Annotated in this window: 13 protein-coding genes; 5 read left to right on the forward strand and 8 right to left on the reverse strand. The window is 62.1% G+C overall.

All coding sequences use genetic code 11. The features are described from left to right. The first annotated feature begins 66 nt into the window (after nt 1-66). The gene (locus TX23_RS13945) at nt 67-5,967 is read left to right on the forward strand and encodes a DUF4329 domain-containing protein (protein WP_082629620.1); all 5,901 of its coding nucleotides are present in this window, start codon (nt 67-69) and stop codon (nt 5,965-5,967) included. Nucleotides 5,968-6,014: 47 nt separating this feature from the next. On the opposite strand, the gene TX23_RS13950 is transcribed toward TX23_RS13945, so the two are convergent. The 8 genes from TX23_RS13950 to TX23_RS13985 form a co-directional block, all read right to left on the reverse strand. Next, entirely contained in the window at nt 6,015-7,394 is a 1,380-nt protein-coding gene (locus TX23_RS13950) for a PepSY-associated TM helix domain-containing protein (protein ID WP_057702639.1), read from the reverse strand. 140 nt (nt 7,395-7,534) lie between these two features. After that, nucleotides 7,535-9,595, reverse strand: coding sequence for a TonB-dependent copper receptor (locus TX23_RS13955; RefSeq protein ID WP_057702640.1), 2,061 nt, complete (start codon nt 9,593-9,595; stop codon nt 7,535-7,537). Nucleotides 9,596-9,688: 93 nt separating this feature from the next. After that, nucleotides 9,689-10,090 (reverse strand): DUF2946 domain-containing protein, encoded by a 402-nt coding sequence (locus TX23_RS13960; RefSeq protein ID WP_057702641.1) that lies wholly within the window; start codon nt 10,088-10,090, stop codon nt 9,689-9,691. A 10-nt stretch (nt 10,091-10,100) separates the two neighbouring features. Next, entirely contained in the window at nt 10,101-10,583 is a 483-nt protein-coding gene (locus TX23_RS13965; RefSeq protein WP_057702642.1) for a copper chaperone PCu(A)C, read from the reverse strand. 47 nt (nt 10,584-10,630) lie between these two features. After that, on the reverse strand, nt 10,631-11,023 hold the full coding sequence (locus TX23_RS13970; protein ID WP_005784364.1) for a DUF2946 domain-containing protein: 393 nt from the start codon (nt 11,021-11,023) through the stop codon (nt 10,631-10,633). Between the two features lie 96 nt (nt 11,024-11,119). Then, the gene (locus tag TX23_RS13975; RefSeq protein WP_057702643.1) at nt 11,120-11,407 is read right to left on the reverse strand and encodes an addiction module antidote protein; all 288 of its coding nucleotides are present in this window, start codon (nt 11,405-11,407) and stop codon (nt 11,120-11,122) included. Nucleotides 11,408-11,733: 326 nt separating this feature from the next. Next, on the reverse strand, nt 11,734-12,453 hold the full coding sequence (locus TX23_RS13980) for a cobalt-precorrin-6A reductase (RefSeq protein WP_057702644.1): 720 nt from the start codon (nt 12,451-12,453) through the stop codon (nt 11,734-11,736). Further along, the gene (locus TX23_RS13985; RefSeq protein ID WP_057702645.1) at nt 12,450-13,655 is read right to left on the reverse strand and encodes a bifunctional cobalt-precorrin-7 (C(5))-methyltransferase/cobalt-precorrin-6B (C(15))-methyltransferase; all 1,206 of its coding nucleotides are present in this window, start codon (nt 13,653-13,655) and stop codon (nt 12,450-12,452) included. Before TX23_RS13985 ends, TX23_RS13980 begins: the two co-directional genes overlap by 4 nt. A 38-nt stretch (nt 13,656-13,693) precedes the next feature. Here TX23_RS13985 and cobG point away from each other — a divergent pair, with 38 nt between their 5' ends. From cobG to cobJ, 4 genes are read left to right on the forward strand one after another with little or no spacing between them, the layout of a single operon-like run. Further along, nucleotides 13,694-15,040 carry a precorrin-3B synthase gene (gene cobG, locus TX23_RS13990; RefSeq protein ID WP_057702646.1) on the forward strand — a complete coding sequence of 449 codons (1,347 nt, stop codon included), beginning with the start codon at nt 13,694-13,696 and terminating at the stop codon, nt 15,038-15,040. Further along, on the forward strand, nt 15,033-15,659 hold the full coding sequence (locus TX23_RS13995) for a precorrin-8X methylmutase (protein ID WP_057702647.1): 627 nt from the start codon (nt 15,033-15,035) through the stop codon (nt 15,657-15,659). Before cobG ends, TX23_RS13995 begins: the two co-directional genes overlap by 8 nt. Continuing rightward, on the forward strand, nt 15,659-16,390 hold the full coding sequence (locus TX23_RS14000; protein WP_057702648.1) for a precorrin-2 C(20)-methyltransferase: 732 nt from the start codon (nt 15,659-15,661) through the stop codon (nt 16,388-16,390). The genes TX23_RS13995 and TX23_RS14000 overlap by 1 nt, the downstream gene beginning before the upstream one ends. Then, nucleotides 16,390-18,027, forward strand: a complete 1,638-nt coding sequence (cobJ, locus tag TX23_RS14005) for a precorrin-3B C(17)-methyltransferase (RefSeq protein WP_057702649.1) — start codon at nt 16,390-16,392, stop codon at nt 18,025-18,027. Before TX23_RS14000 ends, cobJ begins: the two co-directional genes overlap by 1 nt. The last annotated feature ends 224 nt before the right edge of the window (nt 18,028-18,251 follow it).

Here is an 18,251-nt window from a genome sequence, read left to right on the forward strand (position 1 = left end):
ACTGCCGACCATGTGGGCTGCGGTGGCCAATCCTGGCGCCGTGCAACCCAACAGGGAAACGAAGACATGGAGCGAATCAGACGAGGCTGGTTTGGGGCAGACCCCAAGCCCGACGTGGAGTTACCCCCGGTAGGGCCGGGTTTTGTCAGCATGGATGATGCGGCTCGCTATGCCCATGAACAGATCGGCAGCCAGAGTGACGTGGAATACGGTGGGGTGATCTTGCAGAGTTTGGCCGACGAACTCTTTTACGCGACAGATCCGATCGAGGGCGGCGAAAACTATTTCGACATGACCACCGTATTGAACCTCGACAGCAACAAGCAGTATGTCCATCCCGAAGGTTATCGCTGTGTGGCGGAGTACCATTCGCATCCGGATTTATTCGACCAGTACAAGGCCAATCATCCCGATTTTTCAGACCGCCGCATCAATGCCTTGAACAGCTTTTATTCAGAGGAAGACCTGGTTGCCAACATCCTTGAGCCAGCGTTCTTCACGGCCTTTTATTTGTCGGGGCCGCAAGGCTCGTTGTTTAAACATGTCTGTACCCGCTCGGATACCGAGCGACGTTTCGGCGTGTGGCTGGAAACCAAGCAGCCGTTCGGCAGACCCGATGGCTATGACGGCGTAGTGGAAAACTTCTTCAAGAAGGTCGCCAGTGTCAGCAAACTTTCGATTGTGGTGTCCAATGCTGTGTGGGGCGGCAGCACCGGCGAGGTCCCCGATAGCTGGAAACCTTACTCGCCTTTTGTGCCGAAAAAACGCGAACTGCCTCCCTGCGGTCCAGTGCAGGCCAGTCTCACCGCCGCCATCGGCCATGCTCAGGCGCGCCTGGCCGATAAACCGGCGGCTATCCAGCAGGCGTATGTGCTCAAACATGATGATAAGCACCTCTATGCGGTGACCGAACCGTCGGGCTCAGTCGGCGCGCAGCAGTCTGTCCAAGAGTTGTTCCCCACCGATACCGATGGCAAGCACCAACTGCCTGCGAAGTTTCATCTGAACGCGGTTTACCTGGGCAGCGGTGGCAATGCGGCACCGGTCACCACCAGGCAACCGTGGTTGTACCGTAATTTTTTCTGGGCGCCAGAACTGGCCCGACATTTGTACCAGGGGCGCTTGGTGCCTGAATTGCTCAAGCAAGGCGCATATTCGATATTCCTGGGCACCCAAGACGGCGCATTGCTGCGCTATACCTGCTCGTTCTCTGAGGCCGAAGCGCAGCTTTATCGGGTGACGCCCGATGGCGCGATCGTGGATAACAACATTGACTCCGCCCTGGTCGCCGGCAGCCTCAAACCCAGTGAGTTCGTGCTGCGCCTGGCAGCCGCGGGCCAGTTGACCGTGCTCAAGACCAGCAAGGCCGGTAAAGGCAGCAAGCTGTGGAGCCGGACCGGATCGGTCGGTGCCGACTGGCGCCCCTTTGCCGATATTGCGCTGCCGACTTACAGCCCGCCTTTTATCAGCGCCGATGATGCGGCTCGCTGGGCGCATATGATGATCGGCCAACGACGGGATATCGAGTACGGAGGGGTGATCCTCAAGCGCCGGAACCGCTACTACGCCACTCACCCCATCCCGGACCGTCGCGACACGTTCGATCACAAGCTGCTTTTGGCCAGGGACAGCGAGGGCCGTTTCATTGCCCCTGATGACCACAGTGCCGAGGCGTTCTATCACTCACATCCTGTTGATACTGCGCAAATCCAGGCCCACTTTCCCGATTTCACGCCGGACCAGGTGACGCTGTTCAATAACTTTTATTCAGAGGCCGATCAACTCTTCAGTTTCGAGAACAGAGCATTTGCCAAGAACCATTATTTTTCCGGCCCTGACGACGTGCTGCTCAAGTACGTCAGCAGCGGGTCGGCTCAAGAGCGCAACCTGGAGCAGCAACTGCGAGGCGGGCCGGGTGAAACCAGCAGTGATTTCGAGTTTCCCGTACGCCGGCTGGCCAATGCGGGCGAGTTGTGGGTGCTGATTGCCAATCGGGTTTGGGGCGGTGTTCGCGGGCGTGTCACCCAGGGGTGGCGGCTTGGCACGCCAGTGACAAACACAGGCGACGTCCAGCAACAGCCCTTCTGCAGCGAAGTGCTGCCGCGCCCTGAATTGGCGGTCAAACGTGCACTGGAACTTTCCGGTGCTGCGAGCAAGCCCGGCGCGTTCGGGTTTGTGCTCAAACACACCCGCGACGATGCCTACGTGGCCACGTTCGCAACTTCCAGGCGTTATCCGCTGTTCTCACCCGAAGAGGTCTTTCCAAAGCGCGACGGCAGATTGCAGTTGCCGTCGAACTACCGGCTGGAGGCGATTTACTTCACCAGTTGGTACGAGACCCATGAAGTGGCTGCCCGGGAAACGTGGCTGGCCAATACGTTTTTCACGCCGGCACAGGTAGTGGCTGCTACCCGCCAGGCGCAGGCAACTCGCACCATCCAGGATCCGGCCCGTGGCTTGTCTTTGTACATGCTCGCCACCGACTCGGCGTTGCTTGCCTTCCGGATCCCCGAGGCTACACGCACCAGTGAGCTGGTCCGGGAGTCGGCTACGGGCGGGCTGCATGACAATGGCGCGCAGGCTGCGCTGCTGGCCGGTACGCTGACGCCCCGTGATTACGCGCGCAGGATCATTGCAGCGACCGACCTTCGGGTGGTTCAGGGCGGCGGCCTGTGGCGTACAGAGGGGTCGGTGGATGCCGGCGCCGACCTGTTGGCATCGCGTTATCAAGTGACGTTGAGCCGCTCGTTTCTCTCCGCACGGGATGCAGTCACGTATGCCCACGAACAGATCGGCAATCGGCGTGATCGCGCCTACGGCGGTTATGTACTCAAGGGCACCGACGGTCGTTTTGTCGTCACCGAGCCGATGGAGAGCCTGGCCGAGCCTTTTGCTTTCACGCTGTTTTTCCCGGTCGGTAATCTGGGGCCGTTAATCCCGCCGGAGCCCTACGTGTTGCAAGGGCGCTATGGTTCCCATGCAGAGCTGTCGATGGTCGACCCGGCGCCGGTATTGCGCCGTGGCTGGACGCGGAACGAGGCGCTGGTCCACCAGCAGATGTTTTCCTGCGATGAAATGTATTCGGTCATTCACGCCAAGCGTGTGGCCTGGCTCTCTGCGTCGGCGAGCTGTCTGCTGGAGTACACACCCGGCAACTCCTCTCACGAGCAGCTGCTGTTGAACAATATTGCCCCCGACGCCGGGCCCAACAGTTTGCAGCGCCGCCTGGACAGCGGTGAAGTCAAGCCGGTTGAATGGGTGTGGCGAGTGGCAGAGGCGGGCGACCTGAAGATCGTCCAGGGCAACTCATTTTGGGGACCGCGTGGCTCGGTGTTCAACGATTGGTCCTTCAACTTTGACTATGCGCCACGTTCCGGCCCGCCGGATTTCGCCACTTACGGAGCGGTGTTCGACAGTGCCGATGAAGCCGCGCGTAATCTCCATGGGCGGGTGCATGGCCGCAATCTGGCGCAGGCCGCCTGCTTTGCCTTTATCCTCAAGCATCGGGATAAGGAGCACTACATTGCCAGCGAGGTAGTAGGGGTTGGCGCAAACAATGTGTTGTTCAACCTCAACAGCCTGTTCAAGCCCCTTGAGGTGGGCGGCTTTGAGTTTCCCGATGGTTTTATCCTGCATGGGTTGTTTCGTTCGCAGCAGTGGGCGCGACGCGGTCTGGATCGCTTCAACGCCTGGCTCACATTATTTTTCGTGACCCCTCAGGTGCTCTATAGCGCGCTTTTTGAGGCTCAGCGGGGTAGAACAAACAGCCTGCGTCTGTACTTCTCTACGTTCGATGGCGCGCTGTTGAGTTATGCGCCCTTTCCGATTGACGTAAAGGGTGGCGGCGATGCGGACAACTTGTTGGTGCGTGCCAGTGAGCAGTTGCGTTCCGGCCTGATGCGTCCCCAGAAGTTTATCCAGGACTGGGCGCTGCGCGGTGCATTGCGGGTGATAAGGACTAGTCAGTGCTGGGATAAGCCCGGCGTGGTCGACCCTATGTGGACCGGCTACGCAACGATGATGCCGCGACGCATGGGGCCGGCCTTTGCCAGTGTCGATGATGCGGCCCGCTATGCCGCGACCCGAATAGGTAACGGGCTGCGTCGCGCTTATGGCGGGGTGATTGTGCGTCTGGTCAATGGCTTGTTCGCCGCCACCGAGCCGTTGGTGCTGCCGCCACAAGGGCTCACAACGGACTGGATCTACCCCGATCCGATCGTCGCGGCGGGTCAGTATCCGGGGGGCAGCGTAATGGTTGCCCGTTACCGCTCGGTGGTCGATCAGGAGGTGCCACTGCTGCTGTCCGCCACCCAGAAAAGTATCTATAAAAGCATGATCCCCAGTGCGGCGCTCGCCACGCTGTTGCACGTTGAGACTCAGATCAAGCGCGAGTATGTGTTCAGCTTGACCGGCTCGATCCTGAGCTATCAAGTATCAGGCTCTGCCGAGGAACAGTTGCTCAAGCAGCGTTTGGCGCCGCTGAATCGGGCCAGGGGCGACTATGCCGACAACACGGTAGAGCAACAACTGCGCGACGGCACATTGTCGCCTCAGGATTTTGTCACCCAGCTGGCGAAGGCCGGCGAGTTCTGTGTGGTAAAGGGTGACGCGTTGTGGGGAGCGGCTCGTCGGATCACGGTGAAGTTTATCTCGAACGTTCCCCTCGTTCCGGATCAGGATATTCGCGCGGTGCTGTTTGACTCACCGTGCGGCCCCGTCTTCACCCGCGCGCTCGATGCGGTGCGGTACGCCCAACGTCTAAGCACGCCGCAAGCGGACGTGGCGTTCGGCTATCTGCTCAAGGCGGTCAACAAGCCTTTGTACATGACGACGCTGGCGCTGGTAAGGGAAAATTTTACTGACTTCGAGCAGGTGTTTATCAATGGTCAGTTGCCTCAGGATTTTGTCATCGACGGCCTGTATCTGGTGGGGTCCAACGTGGCCATCGCCCCGGCTACGGATGAGATGGCGCTGAGTTTTTTTCCGCCTCAATACCTTGCCAGGGCGCTGAATTTTGTCAGCCATGCTCGCAACAGGCATGTTCTACCCTTGTATTTGCTGTGTGCTGACGGGGCGTTGCTGACGTATACGCTATCCCAGGACGCCTCGCTCTATTCATGGACGAGCCATGCGCACCTGGACCTGCCGCACCTGCTCGAAGGTTCTCTCAAGGTGCTCGATTATGTTCGTCGCCTGGCCGCTGATGGCTTGCTGTATGTCAGGGTGACCAGCGAAGTGTGGAGCCGCAACGAGCGTGTCGGAACACAGTGGCAGCCGAAAAATACACCGCATTCCTTTTCCGAAAACCCGCATTTCCATTCGTTCTGCGGGCCGCTGTATCTGTATCCCGACGATGCGGCCCGCTATGCTCAGGGCCTGGTGCCGTCCTTTCAGGAAAAGCAGTACCTGGGCGCGGTGCTGATGCCGCAGGATACGCAAGGTTATGTGGCGCTTGATCCGGTCGAGGACCGTGCGGGCACGCCAGGCAACAACACCCTGGATCTGTTGTTCTGGAAGGGCAAGGCCGGGTTCGATGTACCTGCCGGCAATGATCTGGGCACTTACAGAATCGCTGCGGTGCAGGCGTTCTATAAAGCTATCGATTCAACATCCAGCCTCGCACCACTTGATAAGAACCTGCTAGGCAATTTCGTCGCCAAGGATGACCTGCGCGGTTATCTGGAGGTGATCAAAGACAATGCGCCCAGCGCCAAAAGCTGTTACCTGGCCTGCCGCGGTGGCGCGTTGCTCAAGTACGTGCCCGCTTTTACGAACGCTGAAGCCAGGCTGCTTGGCCCGAATGGCGCGCCGGATCCGAGCGTGCTGGTCGACCAGCTCAGGTCTCACGGCACGCTCATGGTGTTGTACGCCGACGCGTTCTGGACACGTCGAGGTGTGCTGGGCGAAGGATGGATCGGCGCCAGGGTCGAGACGCAAGAGGCCTGGTATGGCCACGATGAACTCTGACCTCGACGCGTGCGCATCGAATGGCTGATACACCGCCACCCACCCCATCAGCTGTGGGTGGCGGATTCCCGTGGGCCTAGGAACCGCGATAGCACCAGCCGATCCAACACCCATACCACCAGCAACGAAGCGCCCACCAACGGGAACAGTATCGCCAACCCGAACATGATGACCATAGCCGTTTTCCACTTGGGCAGGTCGTGGCGTAGCGGTGGAACCCCCAGCCCGCCGTGGGGCCGACGCTTCCACCAGATCACCACGCCGCTGACTGCACTGAGCAGGATCATCAGGCAGATCACCAGCACGATCAGTTGGTTGACCCAGCCGAACATCTTGCCTTCGTGCAACATCACGCCGGTCTCGGTGGTGCGGGCCACCAGGTTGTAATGTTGCCAACGCACATCGGCCAAAACCTTGCCGGTGTACTGGTCCACATGCAGGGTGGCGTCATTGCGTGGGTCGTCGGCGAACACGGCAACGGTGAACACACCTGAGGCGCTGGTAGGCAAGGTGATGCTGTAGCCGGGCTCCACGCCGCGTGCGTTAGCCAGGTCCACGACCTGTTGCAGGCTGATACCGGGCGCGGCAGGACCTGTGTGCATGGCACCGTGGTTCATGTGTTCGGCATGGTCGCCGGACATCGGCATCGGCGTGTTTTCCATGGCCCAGGGCACGGTCTGTTGGCTGGCAGTGTTGAGCGTCCGCGCCTGCTGGTCGGACTGCGGCACGTTGTTCCACATCGCCGCCGGGAAGGTGTTCCACAGGTCGGCGTATTGCTTGCCCCAAAAGCCGGTCCAGGTCATGCCGCTGAGCAGCATCACCAGCAAAAATGCCGCGCCCCAGAAACCGACGACCGCGTGCAGGTCACGCCAGAATAACCGGCCACGGCTGTTGAACCGTGGCCACAATACGCCAGCCGCTGACCTGCCACGCGGCCACCACAGGTACAGGCCGGACACCACCAGCATGATGCCCCAGCCGGCGGCGAGTTCTATCAGGCGGTCGCCGATGGTGCCGATCATCAATTCGCCGTGCAGAGCGCGAACGATGGCTTGCAGGTTGTTCTTTGCGTCCTGCTCTCCGAGAACGGTGCCGCGATACGGGTCGATAAACACCGTCACTTCCTGGGCATCGTTGCGAACCACGAACTGTGCGCTGCGGGTAGCGTCGGCAGGGGGCAAGTATTTGGCGATTGCTGCGTGGGGGTAGGCGGCTTTGGCGCGCTGCAGTTGCTCGTCGGCGCTCAGCGCGTGTTCGGCGGCGGGCACGGTCAGCAGGTGGCCGTACATCAACGGGTCAAGCTGGGGTTTGAACAGGTAGATGATGCCGGTCAGGGCCAGCAGTACCATGAAAGGGGCGACGAAGAGGCCGGCGTAGAAATGCCAGCGCCAGGCCAGGTTGTAGAAGCTGATTTTTTGAGTGGTCATCAGGGGCTCCGCAAGGCTTTTTGATTTTTTGTCAGTCACACCGCCATCGGGGGCAAGCCCCCTCCCACACTTGATCGGGTTCCCAAATCAAATATCTGTGAACCCAATCCAATGTGGGAGGGGGCTTGCCCCCGATGCTGTTAGAAGCTCATATCCACCTTGGTCCAGAGCGTACGCCCCGGCTCCTTGATGGCCTGCGGGTCGTTCGCCGGGTAGCCGAACCCTGCGTTCCCAGCCAGATTCAAATGCTCGGCATAAGCCTTGCCGAACAAATTGTCGACCCCGGTACTGACCTTGAAGTTCTTATTGATGCGGTACGCGGCGTTGAGCGAGAACACGCCAAAACCGCCGCTCTTGTCGTAGTCTTTGCCGACCACGTTGCCCTTGTTCGGGTCGATGCGGTTTTGTGCCGCGACCATGCGCCACAACGCGCCGGCACTCCAGTCGTCTTCGCTGTAGGTCAGGCCCAGGCGTGCGTCCAGCGGCGGCATCTGCGGCAGGGCTTTGCCATCGCTGCTGTTCTTGCCCCAGGCATAGGCCAGGCTGGCGTCGGCTTTCCAGTGTTGGCTCAGCTTATACGCTGCGCCCAGTTCGCCGCCCATGATGCGAGCGTCCACATTGCGCGCCTGGGAGGTGGTGCCCATCATGCCGGGCCGGTAGTCGAACAGGATGAAGTCGCGCACCTGGCCGACATAACCCGAGGCCCAGGCTTCAAGGTCGGCGGTTTTATATTGGGCGCCGAAATCCAGCTGGGTGGTCTTCTCGGGCTTCACGCCGTCGAACGCATTGACCGAGCCGACGGCACCGGTGTTGGGGGAGAACAGTTCCCAGTAATCCGGGAAGCGTTCCGCGTGGCCCAGGCCCGCATAGACGGTGGTGGGTGTGTCCGCCAGGTCGTGCTCGTAGCGCACAAATCCCGATGGCAAGGTGTCTGCACGGGTGTCGCCTGCGGTGGGGTTGGGGCGGCTCATCATTGCCGAACCGGTGCGTTGCCGAAAGTCCTTGGCCGAGGCGCGGTCCAGGCGTGCGCCGGTGATCAGGCGATCGTTGTCGGCGGCGTACCAGGTCAGTTCGCCGAACACACCGTAGTTGTGGAAATTGGCGTCCTTGTTACGCGGCGCATCCTTATAGGTATCGATGCCCATGCCGCTGCGCGCACGGTGTTCATTGGTCTGCGCATCCAGGCCGCTGATCAATTGCACATCGGCCCAGCGCCAGGTCGCCTTAATGCGCCCGCCCAGGGTGCGACGGTCGACGTTGGAGGCCATGGGCCCCGCCATCATGCCGGTACCCGAGGGGACGCGAAGGCTGTAGTTGTCCATGACGTGGTCGGCGTAGTTGTAGTAGACCTGGGCCTCGACCTTATCCAGCACCTCGCCGATATTGGACTTCTCGAAACGCAGCCCCAGGCTTTCGCGCAGGAACTGCGAGCCATCCATACCGCGCCCGGCGTAGCGCGCTTCACCGTCGCCACGGCCGGCGGTGAGTTCCAGCAAGGTGTCGGCGTCGGGGGTGAAACCCACCGCCACATCGCCGTTCCACTTGTCATAGCGCGAGGCGACGGTGTCGTTATTGCCGTCCTTGTAATCGTCGGCATGGGCCTGGTTGCCGATTACCCGCACATAGCCCAACGGCCCACCGGCGGCGGCATCGATGACCTTGTCGAAACGCCCGTTGGAGCCGGCCAACACACTGGCGTTGACCCGCGTACCCAGCTCGCCGAACTGCTCCGGCTCACGGTCGAACAGGATGGTGCCCGCTGACGCACCCGGCCCCCAAAGTACGGTTTGCGGGCCTTTGATCACGGTGAGCTTGTCGTAGGTTTCCGGCGAAATATACGACGTTGGCGCATCCATACGCCCCGGGCAGGCGCCGAGCATCATGCCGCCGTTGGTGAGGATGTTCAGGCGTGAGCCGAACATACCGCGCAGCACCGGATCGCCGTTGGTGCCGCCGTTGCGCACCAGGGCGAAGCCGGGGATGGTTTTGAGGTAGTCGCCGCCGTCGCTGGCGGGCACCGGTTGGCGTGGGTCTTTGGGGTTGGTGACCACGGTCAGCGGTGAGCTGGGGGCGATCGCGGTAATCACTGTGGGGCTCAGCTCATGCTCGTCGGCGTGAGCGTGGGCAGCCAATAGTGCGCCGCATAACGCGGTGAGCAGGGCAGTACTTCCCAAACGGGTGTCAGCAGAAAACCTGGACATGACAAATTCCATCAATCAATCGTAAACAACACGGCCAGCAGCCTACGGCTGTCTGTCTAAAGTCGGCCGGGGTGAAGTAACGCTGTGAAGGGCTTACGAAGCGATGGGCGGCGCACGGCTACGGGCGCCGGGGAAGATGCTCTGCCGGGCATGGCCCAGGCGTGTGGCGGGGGTGAGGGCATTGGCGGGCGGCGGGGTGCCGAGGGCCACAAATGACACGCTGCCGGGCAGGGCCGGGCAACTGAACAGCAGGTCGCAATAGCCGCACTTTGCCCAGAGTGCGTGGTGTTCAGCTGGAGCTTGGGTGTGATGGGATTCGCCGTGGTCGCTCGGCATCTCCATGGGCATTTCCATGGACAGACCGGCGTGATGATCCATCGGCATCGCCTGGGAAATCAGCGGACCGATAAAGATCATCAGCATGGCAAACAGGCTGATCCAACTGCCGCGCTTCACGCGGTAGTGGGGAGACAACCTGGCGCGAGGGGCGCCCATCGAGGTTGGCTTACTGGGCGTGCATATGCTCGTGGCCGGCCATCGGTGGCGCTTTGTGCACCGACACTTGCACCTGGACCTTGCCAGCTTTCTCGAAGGTCAGGGTCAGCGGGAATTGCTTGCCATCGGCCAGCAGGCTGCGGTCCTTGAGGCCCAGCAGCATGACGTGGTAAGCCATCGGCGCGAAGGTCAGCTCACCCTTGGCCGGTACGGCAACGCTGGGTACTTGCTGCATCTTCATCAAATCGCCTTGCATCACGTGCTCATGCAGCTCGGCTTTTTCGGCAACGCTGGTTTCAACGCCGAGCAGGCGATCCGGGGTAGCCCCGGTGTTATGAATCACAAAGTACGCCGCGACGGTGGGCGCATTCGGCGGCAATTCCTGGGACCAGGGATTGCTGACCTCCAAGTCGCCGGCCTTGTAGTCCTCGGCATTGGCAGCACTGAACACCGGCAGCAGCAACGCAGCCAGAAGCAGGGAAGATTTAAGCATGGCAGTTCTCCAGAACGGTTCTAAACGCAGTTCACTTGCGAAGAAGATCAGACCGTTGGGGAGGCGCGAGGGTTAAGGCTTGGCCATTGCTGGCGCGGGGTGGGATTGCGCAATAAGCGTGGCGGCAGGCTCTGCACCGCCTCGAAGCGCGTCACATACAGCTGCGGCACATGCCCCGGCAACGCCACTAACGGCGCCGAGCCCGAGCAACACCAGCAATGCTGCATGGCAGAGTGATCGTCCGGCGCTGCCGGGATTTCCAGCTTGCCCAGGGCAATCGCCTTGAGGCTGGCACCATTGGACGAACAGAACCCGCCCCACATCAGACGTTTGACCGGGTCATCCGTCTGCTGCATCGCACTGGCCAACGGCATGGCAAACGCATTGAACAGCACTGCAAGGCAGGCGATCCAGGCAATTGCAAAGCGTTGACGGGCCATGGCGGAGAATCCGTAGGGTTAAACGATCAGGCGGGTATTTAGCCTGATCGAGGGGGATAAGTAAAAAGGGCGGGTGTGGTTTGGTGTCGCAGTGGTTCAGACGACCGTGGCGTGGAGCTTGAGGCCCAGAGCCTTCATGACTTTCATGATAGTCGCGAATTCGGGATTGCCCGTGCTGGAGAGGGCTTTGTACAGACTTTCTCGTCCGAGGCCGGCGTCGCGGGCTATTTGGGTCATGCCTTGGGCGCGGGCGATATTGTTGAGCGCTGAGCGAATCAGCAATCCGTCACCGGCGTCCTCCTCGAAAGAGGCTTCCAGATACTCCGCCATGTCCTCTGGGGTCGTCAGATGCTCGGCTATATCGAAATCTTTAAATTGAGTCATGGGTCACTCCTTTTTCTCAAATTCATCTGCAATTTCTTTAGCACGCTCGATGTCACGTTTTTGCGTTGACGAAATGTTGAGGATCATCGCCATGGGCTGCGCGTATCAGTAGTCAGCGGGTTCCGGTGCGTCTGTAGGTAACTTCTCGTTGAACCGTTGCGCAGTTGATTGAGCTAACGCCTTTGCTAGCTGATCCACTACCGCCGTCTGATAACGCAGTTCCAAAGTGTGGGAGCGGGCTTGCTCGCGAAAGCGGTGTGTCAGTCGCTGGATGTTTTGGCCGACACACTGCCTTCGCGAGCAAGCCCACATTGGATAGGTGGTGTTTAGAAAAGGGTGATTGCCTCTAGCAACGCTGGCACTGCTGTGAACTCTCGATCCATCGCAGCCAACACCGGCCGCTTCAATACCAACACCGGCACCCCCTGCTCACGCGCCACTTCCAGCTTCGGCTCGGTGGCGGTGCTGCCGCTGTTCTTGCTGATCAGCACATCAATCCGCCGTTCTTCGAACAACGCCCGCTCGTCCTCGATGAGGAACGGCCCGCGTGCGCCGATCACCTCGCAACGCTCGTTGCCCGGATACACATCCAGCGCGCGCAAGGTCCAGAACTGCTCGGCGGGGATTTCGTCGAGGTGCTGCAAGGGTTCGCGGCCCAAGGTGAACAGCGGGCGCTTGAAGGGTTTGAGCGCTTCGACCAACTCGGCCCAGTCAGCGACCTCGCGCCAATCGTCCCCCGGCTGCGGCTGCCAGGCCGGGCGGCGTAATGCCCAGCAAGGCACGTCGCTCAATCGCGCCGCTTGGGCCGCGTTTTGGCTGATCTGCGCTGCATACGGATGGGTGGCGTCAAGGATCAGGCTGATACGTTCGTCACGAATAAACTGCGCTAACCCTTCAGCGCCTCCGTAACCCCCGACGCGAACCTGGCAGGTGAGGTCGGTCGGCACGCGGCCCACGCCGGCCAGGCTGTAGATATGCTGCGGCCCCAAGGTGCGGGCGATGGCCAGTGCTTCGGTGACACCGCCCAGCAGCAGAATCCTTTTCATAACGGTTTGACCACGTCCAGCAACGTGATCGGCAGCGTCTGGCGCCAGGTATCGAACTCGCCCAGTGGCTGCGCCTGGGCCACGTGGATGCGGGTCAGTTCGCCGCCATGCTCGGCACGCCAGGTCATCAAGGTCATTTCGCTTTGCAGGGTCACGGCATTGGCGACCAGCCGCCCGCCGGGCCGCAGGTGTTGCCAGCAGGTGTCGAGCACGCCGTCGCGGGTGACGCCGCCGCCGATAAAAATAGCGTCCGGTGCTTCCAGGCCGTTTAACGCTTCCGGCGCCTTGCCACGAACCAGCTGCAGGCCAGGCACGCCGAGGGCATCGCGGTTGTGTTCGATCAGGCTTTGACGGCCTGCGTCGGCCTCGATTGCCACGGCGCGGCAGCTTGGATGCGTGCGCATCCATTCGATACCGATGGAGCCGCTGCCCGCGCCCACGTCCCACAGCAGTTCGCCGGGCATGGGGGCGAGGCGGGCGAGGGTCATGGCGCGCACATCGCGTTTGGTCAGTTGGCCGTCGTGCTTGAAAGCCGCGTCGGGCAAGCCGGCAAGGCGCGACAGACGCGGTGCGTTGGCATCGGCCAGGCAGTCGATGGCGACCAGGTTCAAATCGGCAACCGCCATGTGCTCCCACGCTTGTGCGTGCCCGCCGATACGCCGCTCAGCCGGGCCGCCCAAATGTTCAAACACAGTTATCCGACTGGGGCCAAAGCCGCGCTCGGCCAACAACGCCGCAATCAACGCGGGGCTGCTGCCGTCATTGCTCAACACCAACAAGCGCACGCCACTGGCCAGATGCGCATTAAGTGCCGCCACCGGGCGAGCCACCACGGATAACGTCACCACCTCCTGCAACGGCCAGCCCAGGCGCGCCGCCGCCAGGGATACCGACGATGGCGCGGGCAAAATCAACAGCTCTTCAGCTGGCACTTGCCGCGCCAGGCTGGCGCCGACGCCATAGAACATCGGGTCGCCACTGGCCAAGACGCACACAGGCTCCCCCCGCCGCGACAGTACCGGCTCCAGGGAAAACGGGCTCGGCCACAGCTGGCGCTCGCCACCAATACACAGCGGCAACAGGTCCAACTGGCGTTGGCCGCCTATAATCCGCGTGGCGCGCAACAGGGCGTGCCGGGCATTCCTGCCCAGGCCCTTGAAGCCGTCTTCACCGATGCCTACAACCGTCAGCCAGGGCGACATATCAATTCCTTGAACGACATCCGACGGGCAGGCTTTTCATGCCGCCGGACAAAGCAGGCATAATACCGCGCCTTTACCCGTCAACCGGTAGCCCCGTGAACCCAATGCCCGCTGTGAATACCTTGCGCCCCTCGGCTTGTCCGGGGTTGCTGCGTATTGTCCAGGCGCTGGACGGCGGCATTTGTCGGATCAAACTGGCCGGTGGTTCGATCACCGCGGATCAGGCCAACGCCGTGGCGGACGCGGCTCGCATGTATGCGGGCGGGGTGATCGAGGCGACCAACCGCGCCAACTTGCAGATCCGCGGCATTGGCGCCGAGCAGGACGCCTTGATCGCCCGGTTGCTCGCCGCCGGCCTCGGCCCGAATAACGCTGCCGGTGACGACGTGCGCAACCTGATGCTCAGCCCCAGCGCCGGGATCGACCCGCAGATGTGGTTCGATACTCGCCCATTGGCGACACAGATTCTTGCCACCTTGCAAAACCATGCGCGGTTCCACCAGTTGTCGGCCAAGTTCGCGATACAACTCGATGGCGGTGAAGCTCTGGCGATGCTGGAGCATCACCATGACCTGTGGCTGTCGGCGTTTGTGCGCGAGGGGCAGACGCTGTTGGCGTTCGGCCTGGCCGGCTGCCCGGGGCTGGATGCGCCGGTGGCGGCGGTGCCGCTGGACCACGGCCATGCGCTGGTGGTGGCGGTGCTGGAGGCCTTTCTCGACCTGGCGACGCCCGAGCAAACGCGTATGCGTCATCTGCCTGTGGATAACGTAGTGAGCCGTCTGAGCCTGCCGCTGTTGTCGGCGCAGGGCTTCAAACGCCCGGCCAGCGATGCATTGCTGCACATCGGCAGTTATCCACAGACTCAAAAGAATCAGTTTTACGTTGCGGCAATCGCGCCATTGGGCCGCCTGGATTCGCTGATGCTCCAGGGCGCGGCGCAACTGGCCAGCGAGTATGGCGATGGCACCTTGCGCTTCACCCCCTGGCAGGGCGTGTTGCTGCCTAACATTGAACGTCCTGGCGCCGTGACCGAAGGCTTGGCGCAACTGGGCTTTCTGTGTTCAACCGACCATCCCTTGGCGCGCATGATCGCCTGCACCGGCTCCAGCGGTTGCGGCAAGGGCCTGGCCGACACCAAGGCCGACGCGGTGCAACTGGCCGCGCTGCAACCGGGCGTCGAAGCTCACCTGTCCGGCTGCTCGCGCTCTTGCGCCGCCGCGCACACCGCGCCAGTCACGTTGCTGGCGGTGAGCCCCGGCCACTACGACCTCTATTTTCGCGACGCAGCCCACCCGGGTTTCGGTCGGCTGCACGCGCGCACTCTTTCCATTGAAGCGGCGGGCGCCCTGTTACGCGCTCGCCCACGGAGCAACACCGATGATTGATTACATCCGCGACGGTCAGGAGATCTATCGCAACTCCTTCGCCATTATTCGCGCGGAAGCCAACCTGGAGCGCATCCCGGCCGACCTGGAAAAACTCGCGGTGCGGGTGATCCATGCGTGCGGCATGGTGGAGGCTATCGACGGTCTGCAGTTTTCCGAAGGTGCGGGCAAGGCCGGGCGCGATGCGCTGGCCGCTGGCGCGCCGATCCTGTGTGATGCGCGGATGGTCTCCGAGGGCGTGACCCGTGCGCGTCTGCCGGCCAATAACGAGGTGATCTGCACCTTGCGTGATGACAGCGTGCCGCAGCTGGCGCGCGAGTTGGGCAATACTCGTTCCGCCGCCGCCCTGGAACTGTGGCGTCCGCATTTGGAAGGCAGTGTGGTGGTGATCGGCAACGCGCCGACCGCCTTGTTCTATCTGTTGGAAATGCTCGATGCCGGCGCGCCGAAACCGGCGTTGATCCTGGGTTTCCCGGTCGGTTTCGTCGGCGCCGCCGAATCCAAGGCCATGCTTGCCGCCGACAGCCGTGGCGTGCCGTTCGTGATCATGCAAGGTCGCCTGGGCGGCAGCGCCATGGCCGCCGCCGCCGTCAATGCCCTGGCCACGGAGGTCGAATAATGCAGGTGCGCGGACGTTTGATCGGCCTGGGCGTAGGCCCCGGTGACCCGGAACTGATCACGCTCAAGGCCCTGCGCCTGCTGCGTGAATCGCCGGTGGTGGCGTACTTCGTGGCCAAGGGCAAGAAGGGCAACGCTTTCGGCATCATCGAAGACCACCTGGTGCCGCAGCAGACGCTGATGCCGCTGGTGTACCCGGTTACCACTGAAGCGCTGCCGGCGCCGCTGTCCTATGAGCAGGTGATCAGCGACTTCTACGACCACGCCAGCCTCGACGTGGCCGCACACCTGGATGCAGGCCGCGATGTGGCGGTGATCTGCGAAGGTGATCCGTTCTTCTACGGCTCCTACATGTACCTGCATGACCGCCTTGCCGAGCGCTACGAAGCCCAGGTGATTCCGGGCGTGTGTTCAATGCTCGGTGGCGCTTCGGTGCTCGGCGCACCGTTGGTGTATCGCAACCAGAGCTTGTCGGTGCTCTCGGGCGTATTGCCCCATGAGGACCTCAAGCGCCGCCTGGCGGATGCGGATGCCGCCGTGATCATGAAACTGGGGCGCAACTTCCCGAAGGTACGCCAGGTGTTGGAAGAGCTGGGCCTGGCCGAGCGTGCGTTGTACGTGGAGCGCGCCACCATGGCCAATCAGAAGATCGTGCCGCTGGATCAGGTGGAGCCGATGTCGTCGCCGTATTTCTCGCTGATCATCGTGCCCGGTGAAAGGTGGCAAGGTTGATGACGCCGGCGATTGTGATTCTGGGCCAAGGCAGCCTGGCGACGGCACGCAAGATCCAGCAGGTTTACCCCGGCGCGTTGATCCACGGCCTGGCCGCTCGGGTTGAAGGCGCAGACCAGCACTACAGCGAGTTCGGCGCGACGCTGCGCCAACTCTACCAGCAAGGCACGCCGCTGATTGCCCTGTGCGCTGCCGGCATTGTGATTCGCACCTTGGCGCCGCTGCTGTTGGAAAAGGGCGAGGAACCTGCCGTGCTGGCCGTGGCTGAAGACGGCAGTGCCGTGGTGCCGCTGCTTGGTGGCCTGGGCGGGGTGAATGTGATGGCGCGGGATATCGCTGCGGCACTGGGCGTATCCGCGGCAATCACCACCAGTGGCGAGCTGCGCTTTGGTACCTGCCTGCTCAACCCGCCGGCGGGGTATCAACTGGCGGACCTTGAGCTGGGCAAGCGTTTTGTTTCCGACCTCTTGGCCGGTGAGCCCGTGCGCATCGAAGGCGCCGCGCCGTGGCTGGACCAGGCCAACCTGGCACAGGACCAGCAGGCGCGCCTGGCGATTCATGTGGGCAGTGCCGAGCGCCCGGCGGCACCCGACGAGCTGCTGATTTACCCGCAAAATGTCTGCGTTACCTGCAAGCCCGGTGCGCAGTTGGCCGCGCGTGTGCGCACGGCGCTGCATGAGGCGGGGATCGCCGTGCAAGCGCTCGCCTGCCTGTTGGCCAGTGATCTGCAGATGGCCGACGCTTCATTGCATGAAGCTGCGCTGGCGTTGGGTGTACCGCTGCGTTTTGCCGCACTGGCGCCCGTTGCGGATATCAGCATTACCGTGGCCGAGCAGCCCCTGGACGTGTCGCAGGTGGGGCGCCCCCGTGGCCGTCTCGCAGTGATCGGCCTGGGCCCTGGCGCCGCCGAGTTGATGGTGCCGGCGGTCAAGGCGGAACTGGCGCGTTGCACCGATGTGCTGGGGTATGAAACCTATGTGCGCATGGCTGGGCCGTTCCGTGACGATCAAGTGCAACACTGCACCGACAACCGCGAAGAAATGCAGCGCGCTCGCCACGCTTTCGAGCTGGCTGCGCAGGGGCGTTCGGTGGTGGTGGTGTCGTCCGGCGACCCGGGTGTGTTCGCCATGGCCGCCGCGGTGATCGAGGCGCTGCACGAATCCAGCGACCCGGCCTGGCATCAGGTCGACCTGGAAATCCTGCCGGGGGTTTCCGCCTCCCTGGCCACCGCCGCCCAGGCGGGCGCGCCCTTGGGTCATGACTTTTGCGTTATGTCGCTGTCGGATAACCTCAAGCCCTGGTCGATCATCGAAAAACGCCTGGACCTGGCTTCCCAGGCCGACCTGGCGCTGGCGTTCTACAACCCGATCTCCCGTTCGCGGCCCTGGCAACTGGGGCGCGCTCTGGAGATTGTCCGTCTGCACCGCACGTCCGAGACGCCGGTAGTGTTGGGCCGCGACATCGGTCGGCCGGGCCAGACACTGCGTGTCATCACCCTCGGCCAATTGACGCCCGAGCAGGTGGACATGCGCACCATGGTGCTGATCGGCTCGTCCACCACCTGCGTGTTCCCGCGTGCCGGTGGCGGGGAGTGGGTGTATACGCCGCGTTGGTACGGCGACAAACCCGCCTCCTGAAAACAGCCCGCCGGCTGCCGGAAAGCTCCGAATGACCCAAGGATTGTCCTGAGGTTGTTCGGGGCTTTTTCTTTATTTTCACGCTGAAAACCGCACGCCTGGCGGCTGCGCCTCGTGATTGCTGGGCACGCGGTTTTGACCGGTTCCACCAAGGCATGTTTGTCGCATGGAAAGCCCTCCGCCCGCTGGACTAGTGTGGAGGAAAGCCCCATGTCGGGTGCTTG

The organism is Pseudomonas paralactis (genome assembly GCF_001439735.1).
Classification (GTDB): Bacteria; Pseudomonadota; Gammaproteobacteria; order Pseudomonadales; family Pseudomonadaceae; genus Aquipseudomonas; species Aquipseudomonas paralactis.